Consider the following 13,143-nt stretch of genomic DNA (forward strand, 5'->3'; position numbering starts at 1 on the left):
CCATAAGTTCATGATCATCGCGGTGAAGCGGCTACAGGCGCGCCAGATCCGCGGCGCCGACCAGGCCGGCCACGTTGCCCATCTTGGCGGCGCGGAGTTCGGCCACCGGGAGGCGGCCTCGTTGGGCGAGGCTGTCGAGGTAGGACTGGCGGGCGGGGGTCATCAGGAGGTCGCCGGCGTCGATGACGCCGCCGCCGACCACGAGGACCTGCGGGTCCAGGATCTGGACCAGGTCAGCCAGGCCCTGGCCGAGCCAGTAGCCGATCTGCGTGAACGCGTCGATCGCGATCTCGTCGCCGGCCTGGGCCGCCGCGGTGACGATCGGACCGGTGATGTTCTCCACCTTGCCGTCGGCCTTGCCCAGCAGCAGGGCCGCCCGCTCCGGCTCGGCCTGCGCACCCGCGCGGGCGAAACGGACCAGGGCGTTGCCGCTGGCGTACTGCTCGATGCAGCCGTGCCGGCCGCACCCGCAGACGTGACCGTCGGGCACCGCGAGCATGTGCCCGATCTCGGCTGCGATGCCGTGCGCGCCGCGCACGAGTGCGCCGCCGAGCACGATGCCGCCGCCGATGCCGGTGCCGACGGTGAACATCACCATCGAGTCCTCGGCGTCGGCCGCCGCGCCGTAGCGGAACTCCGCCCACGCCGCCACGTTCGCGTCGTTCTCCACCACGACGGGCAGGTTCACCGCCTTGGCGACATAGTCGCGCAGCGGCTCGTCACGCCAGGCCAGATTCGGTGCGAAGAGCACCGTCGACCGGGTCGCGTCAATCCATCCGGCGGCGCCGATGCCGACCGCGTCCACCGAATGCTCGGCGGACAGATCCTTCACCACATCGATGATCACGTCCCGGGTCGCGGCGACGTCGCCGGCCGGGGTGTCGCGACGGCATGTCGCGATCACGGTGCCGTCAGGATCGACCACACCGCCGAGCACCTTCGTGCCACCGATGTCCACGCCGATGGTGAGTGCCACGGCCGAACCCTTTCTTGCTGGGCTTGCCGGCGGTGACGCTTTTGGGGAGCCACGCCGTGCTACTTGGGCAACACCCTAACGCCGGAAGGACCCCCGGCGAGCGTCGCCCGCCGAAGATCGGTCTCACAACTCCGGCGGCGGGTGCGGCTCAGCCTTGCGAACGGCCTTTTTTGCTGCTTTAACCCGTACGGGTGACGGGGGTGTTTCGGGTTCGGAAACAGACGGTGTCGGGTTAGTGACAACTTTCTTGACGATCTTCTTGACCGCCTTCTTGGCCATCGGCCGGGCAGGCGGGGCGTCCGCCGAGGCGGCACCCTCCGGACCCTCATCCGCGGCTGCGCTCCCGCCCGCAGGTGCGCCCTCACCCGCGCCCGGGTGCGCCGTGGCGTCGCGCCATGCCGCATCGCCGGGACGGTGCGTGGACACGCTGCGCATGAAGCTGGCCAGGCCGGCGGCCAGGTCGCCGGCTCCGGTCGCGACCCGCTCCACCAGTTCCGGATCGGGGTCGCGGACCGCCGCGATCACCTTGCAGAGTGGACACACGCAGCACTCGGGCGAGCCCGTGGCCAGGTGCGGATTGGCGTTGGCAGCCAGCGTCGCGGCGGCGAGCACCGCCGCCACCAGCCGCTCCGCCTCCTCTCGGGCCGTGCCCGGTGAGATGTCCATGCTCAGGCCGCCTCGACCTGCTTCTTGAGCTCCTTCAGGGCGGTATCCATGATCGCCTTCTCGGCCTTCTTCTTGAACATGCCGAGCATGCCGATCGAGAGGTCCACCGACAGCGTGTAGGTCACCGTGCAGGTGCCGTCGCCGTTGTCGGTGATGTCATAGGACCCGTCCTGCGCCTTCTGCATCTTGGACGGCGCGACCAGGTGCCACTCGATCCGCGAGATGTCCTCGGCGTAGTCGTAGTGCAGCGTGTACTCGTCCTGCACGATGCCCGCGTCGATGACGAAGCGCACGGTGGCCGGATAACCGTCCTCGTACTCCTCGAGCACCTCAGCGGCCTTGATGGCCTGGGTCCACCGGGGATACGAGGGGTAGTCGCAGATGACCTCGGCGATGCGAGCCGGGTCGGCGTTGATCACGATCGACTGGGAGGAGGATTCCGCCATGAACAGCAGGCTACCCGTAGCGGCCGGGGCATAGCCGACCCGCCACGACGGACGCGTGGCAACCGGTCGGAACAGGGACAGCGTTTGCAGTGGGACCGGGACGACGTTCTACAGTGCCGGGGGCGGCAGCGGCGCTTGCCGCCGGGCGGCGCGGACGCGCCAGATGCCCGAACGAGCAGCTCAAGGAGCGTTTGGTGCGGCAGTTTTCGCAGGCCCCGGCGGTGATCGTCGACGACACCGACCGCTTGACCGACCCGGTGTGGGACAACGCGGCACAGACGCCCCAGCTGGTGCAGTTCTCCCGCCGCGCGGGGACCGGCTGGGCGGACGTCACCTGTGCGGAGTTCCACGCCGAGGTGGTGGCCATGGCGCGCGGCCTGGTCGCCGCGGGTGTGCAGCCCGGCGAGCGGGTGGCGCTGATGAGCCGCACCCGGTTCGAGTGGACGCTGATCGACTACGCGATCTGGGCGTGCGGCGCGGTCACCGTGCCGATCTACGAGACCTCCAGCGCCGAGCAGGTGCAGTGGATCCTGGCCGACTCCGGCGCGGTGGCCTGCTTCACCGAGACCGCGGCGCACACCGCCACGGTGCGCGAGGCGGCCCCTGGCCTGCTGCGGCTGTGGCAGATCGAGGGTGGGGACCTGTCCACGCTGGTCACCCGGGGTGAGAGCGTCGACGCGGCCGAGATCGAGACGCGGCGCAAGTCGGGCAGCGCCGACGACCCGGCGACCATCGTCTACACCTCCGGGACCACCGGCCGGCCCAAGGGCTGCGTGCTGACGCACCGCAACATGCTCTCCGACATCGGCAACGCCATCCCGGCCCTGGACATCCTGTTCCAGCCGGGCTCCTCGACGGTGCTGTTCCTGCCGCTGGCGCACGCGTTCGCCCGGCTGCTGCAGATCGGCGTGGTGCAGGGCCGGGTGCGCACCAGCCACACCGCCGACGTGAAGAACCTGGTCGAGGACCTGGGCGCGTTCCAGCCGACGTTCCTGCTGAGCGTGCCGCGGGTGTTCGAGAAGGTCTACAACAGCGCGCGGCAGAAGGCGCACGGCTCCGGCAAGGGCGCGATCTTCGACCGGGCCGAGGCCGTCGCGATCGCGTACAGCCAGGCCCTGGAGACGCCCTCCGGCCCCGGTGTGGGCCTGAAGATCAAGCACACGGTCTTCGACAAGCTGGTCTACGGCAAGCTGCGGGCCGCCCTGGGCGGGCGCTGCCACAGCGCGATCTCCGGCGGCGCGCCGCTGGGCGACCGGCTGGGCCACTTCTTCCGCGGCGTCGGGCTCAACGTGCTGGAGGGGTACGGGCTGACCGAGACCTCGCCCGCGATCACCTTCAACCGGGCGAACGCGCAGCGCATCGGCACCGTCGGCCAGCCGCTGCCCGGGGTGACCGTCGCCATCGCCGACGACGGCGAGATCCTCGCCCGCGGCGAGGTCATCTTCCCCGGTTACTGGAACAACCCGGCGGCCACCGCCGAGGCGATCGACGCCGACGGCTGGTTCCACACCGGAGACCTGGGCTCGCTGGACGACGACGGCTTCCTGCGCATCACCGGGCGCAAGAAAGAGATCATCGTGACGGCGGGCGGCAAGAACGTCGCGCCGGCCGTGCTGGAGGACCGGGTCCGCGCCCACGCGCTGGTCAGCCAGTGCATGGTGGTCGGTGACCGGCAGCCGTTCATCGCCGCGCTGGTCACCATCGACCCCGAGGCGCTGCCGGGCTGGCTGTCCGCACGCGACCGTCCGGACACGCCCGTTTCGGACCTGGTCGACGACGCCGACCTGCGCGCCGAGATCCAGGCCGCGGTCACCGACGCCAACAAGGCCGTGTCGGCGGCCGAGGGCATTAAGGTCTTCACGATCCTGCCCCGTGACTTCACCGAGGCAACCGGCGAACTGACCCCGTCGCTGAAGGTCAAGCGCGCGGTCGTGATGAAGGAGTACGCGGAGGAGATCAATGACATCTACCACCGCTGAGCGCCCGAAGCGCCGCCTGCGGCGCATCCCGGCCTCACAGCTGATCGCGGTCGCCGTGCGCGGCACCATGCTGCTGCTGGTGGGCGTGCTGATCATGGCGGCCACCAAGGACTGGTCCGAGCTGCGCTGGGTCGCCCTGCTGGCGCTGGCCGGGCTGCCGGGCGTGCTCACGCCCCGGCACAACGTGCTCGCACCGCTGGGCCGGTTCGCCGAGACGGTGCTGGTCGGCCTGGGCGCGAGCGCCGTCGCGCTGGCCGCCGACCAGATGTACTCGCTTTCGGACGGCGCGGGCGCCTCGGCGATCCTGCCCTACCTGGCCGTGCCGATCACCGCGGCGATGCTCAACCACCGCCCGCTGGAGTCGGCGGGGCTGCTCAGCGCCGCCGCGCTGACGCTGGCCGTGGCGGGCTGGCTGACCGTGCTGCCGGACGGCACCCGGCAGCTGAGCCACTTCGGCTACCTGGCGGCCTGCGCGCAGTGGCTGATCCTGGCCGCGGTCGGCACCATCACCACCGGCGCCATGCAGCGGGCCGCGCTGATCCGCCGCACCCCCCAGCCGTACGCGGAGGCCACCCGCCTGCTCACCCAGCTGCGCCAGGTGGCCCGCCAGCTGCCCGGCGCGACCCTGGACCCGGGCAGCATCGCCGAGCACCTGCTGGAGGAGCTGCGCCCGATCGGGCGGCCCCAGCGGGCCGCGGTGCTGGCCGCCAGCGGCGCGGGCCGCCTGGTGGTGCTCGCCCAGTTCGGCGTGGAGGCCGACGACACCTCGACCCGGGCCGCCTGGGAGACCAGCCTCGACGCCGACTCGGCCATCGCCGACGCGTGGGCCAGCCAGCAGCCGCAGGTCTCCGGGCGCTCCCAGCTGCGCTCCTTCGACCAGACCGGGCCGGTCTCGGCCCTGGTGGTGCCCCTGATCGCCGGGGTGCGCACGGTGGGCCTGGTGGCCCTGGAACGCGACGGCACGAACGGCTACCCGCCGGCGCTGACCGGCCGGATCGTCTCCGCGGCCACCCCGGCGGCGCTGCGGCTGGAGGCCGCGCTGCTGTTCGAGGAGGTCCGCTCGATCGCCACGAACGAGGAGCGCCAGCGGCTGGCCCGCGAGATCCACGACGGCGTGGCCCAGGAACTCGTGATGATCGGGTACGGCGTGGACAACGCCAAGGCCATGCTGCCCGAGGGGGCCGAGGACACCGCCGAGGAGCTGCGCGTGCTCCGGGCTGAGATCACCCGGGTGATCACCGAGCTGCGGCTGAGCCTGTTCGAGCTGCGCAGCGAGGTGGACCGGCACGGCGGGCTCACCGCGGCCATCGCGGAGTTCGCCCGGATCTCGGGCAACCAGGCCGGGCTGAAGGTGAACCTGTCGTTGGACGAGGCGGGCCGGCTGCCGGCCTCGATCGAGTCCGAACTGCTGCGGATCGCCCAGGAGGCGATCACCAACGCCCGAAAGCATGCGAATGCCGCGAATCTATGGGTGACCTGCACCGTTGACCCGCCGTACGGCCTGATCGAAGTGTCCGACGACGGCAAGGGCATACCCGATGAGCGTACGGACGGACGCTACGGTCTTGCGATCATGGCAGAGAGGGCGGAACGTATCCGGGGCCGACTCGAGATCAGGCCTCGAGACCCGGTGGGCACCACCGTCGCCGTGGTCGTGGGCGGTTCCTCTCGACAAGAGGGCCGGGCGGCGCGATAACGTGTGTCACCCGCACAGCCAGAGCGCGGGTGCCAGAAGGGGAGAAAAGCGGGCATGTCTACCAGTACTGTGCCGACAGGGCGCACCAAAGTCCTGCTCGTCGATGATCATGACCTGATCCGCAAGGGGCTTCGCCACGCATTCGAGCGGGACCGCCAGTTCGAGGTCGTCGGCGAGGCCAGCACCGCGGCCGAGGCGGTTCGCCAGGCCGGCGCCCTGCACCCCGACGTGGTGATCATGGACCTCCGCCTGCCCGACGGCAGCGGCCTGGAGGCCACCCGCACGCTGCGCAAGTCCAGCTCGACCATGGGCATCGTGGTGCTGACCATGTACGCCGGCGACGACCAGCTCTTCGGTGCGCTGGAGGCCGGTGCCAGCGCGTTCGTGCCCAAGACCGCCCCGGCCGACGAGGTCGTCGCGGCGGCCCGCCACGCGGCCAGCGCGCCCAGCGCGTTCACCGCCGCGGACCTGGCCGAGGCCATGAAGCGCCGGCTGACCCCGAGCGGCCCGCAGCTGAGCCCCCGTGAGGGCCAGGTGCTCAAGCTGCTCGCCGAGGGCATGAGCGTGTCCGGCATCGCCAAGCAGCTGTTCGTCAGCGAGTCGACGGCCAAGACGCACATCTCGAAGCTCTACGAGAAGCTGGGCGCCGCCAACCGCGCCCAGGCCCTGATGACCGCGCTGCGCCTCGGCCTGCTGCAGGCGCCCGACGCCCCGAACCTGTCCTGATGGGGCGGCACGCCCACGCCAGCGGCGACGAGCTGCTCACCGACTGGCGGACCGACCGGCTGGGTGCTGCCCGGCGCGGCGACAACCCCCTCGTCATGGCCAAGCTCAACAGCGGGTACGCCGTCTTCGGCGACACGCAGCACCTGCCGGGCTACTGCGTGCTGCTGTCCGACGTGGACGGCGCCGACCACCTCACCGACCTGACCCGCACCCAGCGGGCGGACTTCCTGGCCGACATGGGCCTGCTCGGTGAGGCGGTCTTCGCCGCCTGCAACGGTTTCGACCCCGCGTTCCGCCGGCTCAACTACGAGATCCTCGGCAACTCGCTGCACCACCTGCACGCGCACATCCACCCCCGCTACTCGTGGGAGGCGCGCGAGTTCCGCGACGCTCCCGTGTGGAGGTACCCGAACGAGGTGCGCTTCGCCGAGGAGCACGACACCCTCGTCTCCCCGAAGGCGGAGGAGTACGACCAGCTCCGCGAGGCCATCACGGCCGAACTGGCCCGCCTGGCCTGAGCCGATACGCCCGAAAGGGGCCCGACCGCGCTGCGGCCGGGCCCCTTTCGTGTCAGCAGCGGGCTCCGCATGTTTCCGTCCTGCTCCCGCCGGGCAGGGATCTGTGGGACATTAGCGAAAGATCCTGAGGGGCGGTGAGCGCCCGATGGGCGAGAAGGTGCAGCAGCACGTCTTCACCCGCGCGGACCGCGCGCAGTACCGGGAGAAGGTCCGCCGGTGCCTGGACGTGTTCGCGCTGATGCTGGGCGAGTCCCAGTTCGAGTTCGAGCGACCGCTCACCGGGCTGGAGATCGAACTCAACCTCGTCGACGCGACCGGCCACCCGTCCATGCGCAACGCCGACGTGCTCGCCGCCATCGCCGACCCGGCCTTCGTCACCGAACTCGGCCAGTTCAACATCGAGATCAACATCCCGCCGCGGGAGCTGGCCGGAGGCGGGCTGACCGCGTACGAGGAGCAGATCCGGGCCAGCCTGAACGCCGCCGAGGGCAAGGCCCGCACGGTCGGCGCGCACACCGCGATGATCGGGATCCTGCCGACGCTGCGGCCGGAGCACCTGACCGAGGCGTCGCTGTCGGCCAACCCCCGCTACGCGCTCATCAACGAGCAGGTGTTCGCCGCCCGCGGGGAGGACCTGCGGATCAGCATCGACGGGCCGGACCCGCTCACCGTCACCGCGGACACCATCGCCCCCGAGGCCGCCTGCACCAGCGCCCAGCTGCACCTGCAGGTCAGCCCGGCGCAGTTCGGGGCGTACTGGAACGCCGCCCAGGCCATCGCCGGGGTGCAGCTGGCCATCGCGGCCAACTCGCCGTTCCTGTTCGGGCACGAACTGTGGCACGAGACCCGCATCCCCCTGTTCAAGCAGGCCACCGACACCCGCCCCGAGGAGATCAAGACCCAGGGGGTACGCCCCCGGGTCTGGTTCGGCGAGCGCTGGATCACCTCGGTGTTCGACCTGTTCGAGGAGAACGTCCGCTACTTCCCCGCGCTGCTGCCGATCAGCACCGAGGACGACCCCGCCGATCAGCTCGCCGGTGGCGAGGTGCCCGAGCTGACCGAGCTGCGCCTGCACAACGGCACCATCTACCGCTGGAACCGCCCCGTGTACGACGTGTCCGACGGCATGCCGCACGTGCGCGTCGAGAACCGGGTGCTGCCGGCCGGCCCCACCGTCGTCGACACCATGGCCAACGCCGCGTTCTGGTTCGGCCTGGTGCGCACGCTGGCCGAGGGCGGGCTGCCGGTGTGGTCCCGGATGCCGTTCCGGCAGGCCGACCAGAACTTCTACACCGGCGCTCGGCAGGGCATCGGCGCCCACCTGTTCTGGCCCGACCTCGGTTACGTCAGCGCGTACGAGCTGGTGCTGCGGCGGCTGCTGCCGCTGGCCCACCAGGGCCTGGAGAGCTGGGGCGTCGACTCGCGCGAGCGCGACCGGCTGCTGGGCATCATCGAGCAGCGCTGCCTGCTCCGCCGCAACGGCGCGACCTGGCAGATCGACACCGTGCACCGGCTGGAGCGCGGCGGCATGGACCGGCCGGAGGCGCTGCGCGAGATGCTGCTGCGTTACATGCGCCACATGCACGAGAACATCCCCGTGCACGAGTGGCCCCGCGAGGAGTGAGCCGGGCCGAACCGGTCACGTTTCGAGAAGCAGCCCGCCCACGAGGTCACTTAGAGTGACCGACGTAAGCACTGCCTCGACTTCAGGAGATGCCATGACCGGCTCGCCCACCCAGGGAATCATGACCGTGTTGCACCCCGTGTCGGACCTCGCGGCGGCCAAAGCCGTGTACTCCGCGTTGCTCGGCATGGAGCCGACGGCCGATTCGCCCTACTACGTCGGTTTCGAGGCCGCCGGTCAGCAGATCGGGCTGGTGCCGGGCGGCGGGCCCCAGGGCATGACCTCGCCGGTGGCCTATTGGCACGTGGCCGACATCGAAGCCAAACTGGCCGAGGTGACCGCGGCGGGCGCGACGCTGAAGGAGGCCGCGCACGACGTGGGCGGCGGCCGGCTGGTGGCCACCGTCACCGACCCCGACGGCAACGTGCTCGGGCTGCTCCAGGACAGCTGAGCGCCTCACGGAAACCGTCAGCCGCAGGCCGTATGGTCTGCGGCTGAGGACGATCAGGCGCGCTGCTCGACGCCGGTGGGATCGAGCCCGGTGACGCCGACCACGGCCGCGCAGGCGGCCCGCCCCCGACAGATGGAGACACGATGAGCAAGGCCAAGAAGGCGGACACGCCGTCGTCTGAGCTGCACGCCGCCGACAGCCATGACCTGATCCGCGTGCACGGCGCGCGCGTGAACAACCTCAAGGACGTCAGCGTCGAGCTGCCCAAGCGCCGCCTCACGGTGTTCACCGGCGTGTCCGGCTCCGGCAAGAGCTCGCTGGTCTTCGGCACCATCGCCGCCGAGTCGCAGCGGATGATCAATGAGACCTACAGCACCTTCGTGCAGGGCTTCATGCCGACGCAGGCCCGGCCCGACGTCGACGTGCTCGACGGGCTGACCACCGCGATCATCGTCGACCAGGAGCGGATGGGTGCCAACGCCCGCTCGACCGTCGGCACCGCCACCGACGCCAACGCGATGCTGCGCATCCTGTTCAGCCGGCTCGGCAAGCCGCACATCGGCTCCCCGCAGGCGTTCTCGTTCAACGTCGCGTCGATCAGCGGCGCGGGCGCGGTCACCATCGAGAAGGGCGGCACCACCACCAAGGAGCGGCGCAGCTTCAGCATCACCGGCGGCATGTGCCCGCGCTGCGAGGGCATGGGCCGGGTCAGCGACTTCGACCTGTCCGCGATGTACGACGACAGCAAGTCGCTCAACGAGGGCGCGCTGACCATCCCCGGCTACAGCATGGACGGCTGGTTCGGCCGCATCTTCAGCGGCAGCGGCTACTTCGACATGGACAAGCCGATCCGCAAGTTCACCAAGAAGGAACTGCACGACCTGCTGCACCGGGAGCCGACCAAGATCAAGGTCGAGGGCATCAACCTGACGTACGAGGGCCTGATCCCGAAGATCCAGAAGTCGATGCTGGCCAAGGACGTCGAGGCGATGCAGCCGCACATCCGTGCCTTCGTGGAACGGGTGATCACGTTCGGCACCTGCCCCGACTGCGAGGGCACCCGACTGAGCGCCGCGGCGCGCTCGTCCAAGATCGGCAAGGTCAACATCGCCGACGCCTGCGCGATGCAGATCAGCGACCTGGCCGACTGGGTCCGCGGCCTCAAGGAGCCGTCGGTCGCCCCGCTGCTGGCCAAGCTGCAGCACACCCTCGACTCGTTCGTGGAGATCGGCCTGGGCTACCTGTCCCTGGACCGGCCCGCGGGCACGCTGTCGGGCGGCGAGGCGCAGCGCACCAAGATGATCCGCCACCTCGGCTCCTCGCTCACCGACGTCACGTACGTCTTCGACGAGCCCACCATCGGCCTGCACCCGCACGACATCCAGCGCATGAACAGCCTGCTGCTGCGCCTGCGCGACAAGGGCAACACGGTGCTCGTCGTCGAGCACAAGCCGGAGGCGATCGCCATCGCCGACCACGTCGTCGACCTCGGCCCCGGCGCGGGCACCGGCGGCGGCACCGTCTGCTTCGAGGGCACCGTGGCGGAGCTGCGGGCCAGCGACACCCTCACCGGCCGCCACCTCGACGACCGGGCCACCCTCAAGGAGAAGGTGCGCACCGCCACCGGCAGCCTCCCCATCCGCGGCGCGAAGGCCAACAACCTGCGCGACGTCGACGTCGACCTGCCGCTCGGCGTGCTCACCGTCATCACGGGCGTGGCCGGCTCCGGCAAGAGTTCCCTGGTACACGGCTCGATCCCGGCCGACGCGGGCGTGGTGTCGATCGACCAGGGCGCGATCCGCGGCTCGCGGCGCAGCAACCCGGCGACCTACACCGGCCTGCTGGAGCCGATCCGCAAGGCGTTCGCGAAGGCCAACGGCGTGAAGCCGGCGCTGTTCAGCGCCAACTCCGACGGCGCATGCCCCACCTGCAACGGCGCCGGGGTCATCTACACCGACCTGGCGATCATGGCCGGGGTGGCCACCGTCTGCGAGGAGTGCGAGGGCAAGCGGTTCGACGCCTCGGTGCTGGAGTACCGCTTCGGCGGCCGCGACATCAGCGAGGTGCTCGCGATGTCGGTGACCGAGGCCGAGGCGTTCTTCGGCGACGGCGAGGCCCGCACCCCGGCCGCGCACGCCATCCTCGCCCGGCTCGCCGACGTCGGGCTCGGCTACCTCAGCCTCGGCCAGCCGCTGACCACGCTGTCCGGCGGCGAGCGCCAGCGGCTCAAGCTGGCCACGCACATGGCCGAGAAGGGCGGCGTGTACGTGCTCGACGAGCCGACCACGGGCCTGCACCTGGCCGACGTCGAGCACCTGCTCAGCCTGCTCGACCGGATCGTCGACTCCGGCAAGTCGGTCATCGTCATCGAGCACCACCAGGCGGTCATGGCCCACGCCGACTGGATCATCGACCTCGGCCCCGGCGCAGGCCACGACGGCGGCAAGATCGTCTTCGAAGGCACCCCCGCCGACCTCGTCGCCGCCCGCACCACCCTCACCGCCAAGCACCTCGCCGAGTACGTCGCCGCCTGACCCCGCCCGCCCGGACCGCCCACCCGCCCCAGAGGCCGCAACTTTTAAAGAGTTGCGGCCTCCGGCGTGCCGGGAAGGCGCGACTCGTTAAGAGTTGCGGCAGGTAGGACGGCTCGCCGGACGGGGCGACGGGCGCTGGGTTGGCGGGCGCTGGGTTGGCGGGCGCTGGGTTGGCGGGCGCTGGGTTGGCGGGCGCTGGGTTGGCGGGCGTCACCGGGCTGGTTTCGGCGCGGCGCTTCGAGGGCTGCCGCGTCGTGACGGCGGCTAGTCCTCGGTTCCGGCGAGCAGAGTGCGCAGGCGGCGGGCCTGGAGGTCCCAGCCCCACTCCTGCTCGACCCAGGCCCGGCCCGCCGCGCCCATCTTGGCCCGCAGCGCCTCGTCAGACAGCAGCTCGACCAGCCGCGCGGCGAGCACGTCCACGTCGCGGCCGGGCACCACGAAGCCGGTCTCGCCCTCGCGGACCGCGTCCGGCGCGCCGCCGGAGTCGCCGGCGATCACCGGCAGGCCCACCGCGGACGCCTCCAGGTAGACGATGCCGAGCCCTTCCACGTCGAGTCCGCCGTTGCGGGTGCGGCACGGCATCGCGAAGACGTCCCCGGCCGCGTAGTGCATGGGCAGCTCCGCCCACGGCACCGAGCCGGTCAGCACCACGTGGTCGGCCACGTCCAGCTCACGGGCCAGCCGCTGCACTGTCGGCCGGTGCGGTCCCCCGCCGACCAGTAGCAGGGCCGCGTCCGGGATCGCCTTGCGGACCAGGGGAAGCGCGCGTACCAGCGTGTCCTGGCCCTTGCGCGGCACCAGCCGGGACACGCACACGATCACCGGACGGCCGGTGAGCCCGTGCCTGGCCCGCACGGACGCGCCGTCCACGTCGGGGTGGTACATCGCCGAGTCGACGCCCGGCGCGAGCCGCTGCAGGCTGGTCCGCTCCCCCAGCGCCTTCGCGAGCCGCACCCGCTGGTACTCGCCGAGGTAGGTGAGCACGTCGTTGCCGTCGGCGATCCGGCGCAGCGCGCTGCGGGCACCGGGCAGCGCCGCCCAGCCGATCTCGTGTCCGTGGGTGATGCCCACCGCCCGCTGCACCCCGGCCCGCCTGCGCAGGCCCTGGGCCAGCAGCCCGAGCGGTGCGGCCGCGCCGAACCAGACCCGGTCGCAGCCCTCAGCCCGGGCCAGTTCGGCGACCCGTCGGGCCACCCGCGGTGTGGGCAGCAGCACCCCGGTCCGGTCCCGGACCACCGGGTACGGCTGCTCGGCGTCGAACGGCTTCGGGTCGCGCCAGGTCGAGGCGTAGACGACGAGCTCGCCGTCGGGCTGGCGGATCGCGAGGTTGTGCAGGAACTGCTGGATGCCCCCGGGGCGGGGCGGGAAGTCGTTGGTCACCAGCAGCGTGCGCATCCGCGCAGCCTACCGGGCCTGCGATCGCCGCCCGGCAACGCCGAGATCGCGGTTTGGTGTCATGATCTGCGGCCGGACCGCAGATCATGACACCAAACGCCGATCTTGAACCGGCCCCGCCAACCCCGGCCC

General features: G+C 71.3%; 11 protein-coding genes. 7 read left to right on the forward strand and 4 right to left on the reverse strand.

Annotation, left to right across the window (positions count from 1 at the left end; translation table 11 throughout):
- Window positions 1-31: 31 nt before the first annotated feature.
- From F6W97_RS26280 to F6W97_RS26290, 3 genes are all read right to left on the reverse strand, one after another.
- A complete protein-coding gene (locus F6W97_RS26280) occupies window positions 32-976 on the reverse strand; it encodes an ROK family glucokinase (RefSeq protein WP_155373196.1) in 945 nt (314 codons plus the stop codon).
- A gap of 123 nt (window positions 977-1,099) precedes the next feature.
- Window positions 1,100-1,642 (reverse strand): hypothetical protein, encoded by a 543-nt coding sequence (locus tag F6W97_RS26285; protein ID WP_155373197.1) that lies wholly within the window; start codon window positions 1,640-1,642, stop codon window positions 1,100-1,102.
- Window positions 1,643-1,644: 2 nt separating this feature from the next.
- Entirely contained in the window at window positions 1,645-2,088 is a 444-nt protein-coding gene (locus F6W97_RS26290; protein ID WP_155373198.1) for an SRPBCC family protein, read from the reverse strand.
- Between the two features lie 194 nt (window positions 2,089-2,282).
- Between F6W97_RS26290 and F6W97_RS26295 the strand changes: the two genes are divergently transcribed.
- The 7 genes from F6W97_RS26295 to F6W97_RS26325 all read left to right on the forward strand — a co-directional run bounded on the left by F6W97_RS26295 (window position 2,283) and on the right by F6W97_RS26325 (window position 11,616).
- Window positions 2,283-4,067: an AMP-dependent synthetase/ligase gene (locus F6W97_RS26295; RefSeq protein WP_155373199.1), complete on the forward strand. Its 1,785-nt coding sequence runs from the start codon at window positions 2,283-2,285 to the stop codon at window positions 4,065-4,067.
- The gene (locus F6W97_RS26300) at window positions 4,048-5,763 is read left to right on the forward strand and encodes a sensor histidine kinase (RefSeq protein ID WP_155373200.1); all 1,716 of its coding nucleotides are present in this window, start codon (window positions 4,048-4,050) and stop codon (window positions 5,761-5,763) included. Before F6W97_RS26295 ends, F6W97_RS26300 begins: the two co-directional genes overlap by 20 nt.
- 54 nt (window positions 5,764-5,817) lie before the next feature.
- Window positions 5,818-6,489, forward strand: a complete 672-nt coding sequence (locus tag F6W97_RS26305) for a response regulator transcription factor (RefSeq protein ID WP_120316171.1) — start codon at window positions 5,818-5,820, stop codon at window positions 6,487-6,489.
- Window positions 6,489-7,007 (forward strand): HIT family protein, encoded by a 519-nt coding sequence (locus tag F6W97_RS26310; protein WP_155373201.1) that lies wholly within the window; start codon window positions 6,489-6,491, stop codon window positions 7,005-7,007. Before F6W97_RS26305 ends, F6W97_RS26310 begins: the two co-directional genes overlap by 1 nt.
- Before the next feature lie 145 nt (window positions 7,008-7,152).
- Complete coding sequence (locus tag F6W97_RS26315) at window positions 7,153-8,631, forward strand: glutamate--cysteine ligase (RefSeq protein WP_155373202.1); 1,479 nt, start codon at window positions 7,153-7,155, stop codon at window positions 8,629-8,631.
- Between the two features lie 94 nt (window positions 8,632-8,725).
- A complete protein-coding gene (locus F6W97_RS26320) occupies window positions 8,726-9,082 on the forward strand; it encodes a VOC family protein (RefSeq protein WP_155373203.1) in 357 nt (118 codons plus the stop codon).
- A gap of 143 nt (window positions 9,083-9,225) precedes the next feature.
- On the forward strand, window positions 9,226-11,616 hold the full coding sequence (locus F6W97_RS26325) for an ATP-binding cassette domain-containing protein (RefSeq protein WP_155373204.1): 2,391 nt from the start codon (window positions 9,226-9,228) through the stop codon (window positions 11,614-11,616).
- 264 nt (window positions 11,617-11,880) lie between these two features.
- On the opposite strand, the gene F6W97_RS26330 is transcribed toward F6W97_RS26325, so the two are convergent.
- Window positions 11,881-13,011, reverse strand: coding sequence for a glycosyltransferase family 4 protein (locus F6W97_RS26330; protein ID WP_155373205.1), 1,131 nt, complete (start codon window positions 13,009-13,011; stop codon window positions 11,881-11,883).
- Window positions 13,012-13,143: the final 132 nt, after the last annotated feature.

It is taken from the genome of Catellatospora vulcania (genome assembly GCF_009720385.1).
In the GTDB taxonomy this organism is placed as follows: Bacteria; Actinomycetota; Actinomycetes; order Mycobacteriales; family Micromonosporaceae; genus Catellatospora; species Catellatospora vulcania.

Coding starts and splice junctions, on each gene's coding strand:
- F6W97_RS26285 (WP_155373197.1), bottom strand. CDS start 1,642: ATGGACATCTCACCGGGCACGGCCCGAGAGGAGGCGGAGCGGCTGGTG.
- F6W97_RS26290 (WP_155373198.1), bottom strand. CDS start 2,088: ATGGCGGAATCCTCCTCCCAGTCGATCGTGATCAACGCCGACCCGGCT.
- F6W97_RS26300 (WP_155373200.1), top strand. CDS start 4,048: ATGACATCTACCACCGCTGAGCGCCCGAAGCGCCGCCTGCGGCGCATC.
- F6W97_RS26305 (WP_120316171.1), top strand. CDS start 5,818: ATGTCTACCAGTACTGTGCCGACAGGGCGCACCAAAGTCCTGCTCGTC.
- F6W97_RS26310 (WP_155373201.1), top strand. CDS start 6,489: ATGGGGCGGCACGCCCACGCCAGCGGCGACGAGCTGCTCACCGACTGG.
- F6W97_RS26315 (WP_155373202.1), top strand. CDS start 7,153: ATGGGCGAGAAGGTGCAGCAGCACGTCTTCACCCGCGCGGACCGCGCG.
- F6W97_RS26320 (WP_155373203.1), top strand. CDS start 8,726: ATGACCGGCTCGCCCACCCAGGGAATCATGACCGTGTTGCACCCCGTG.
- F6W97_RS26325 (WP_155373204.1), top strand. CDS start 9,226: ATGAGCAAGGCCAAGAAGGCGGACACGCCGTCGTCTGAGCTGCACGCC.
- F6W97_RS26330 (WP_155373205.1), bottom strand. CDS start 13,011: ATGCGCACGCTGCTGGTGACCAACGACTTCCCGCCCCGCCCCGGGGGC.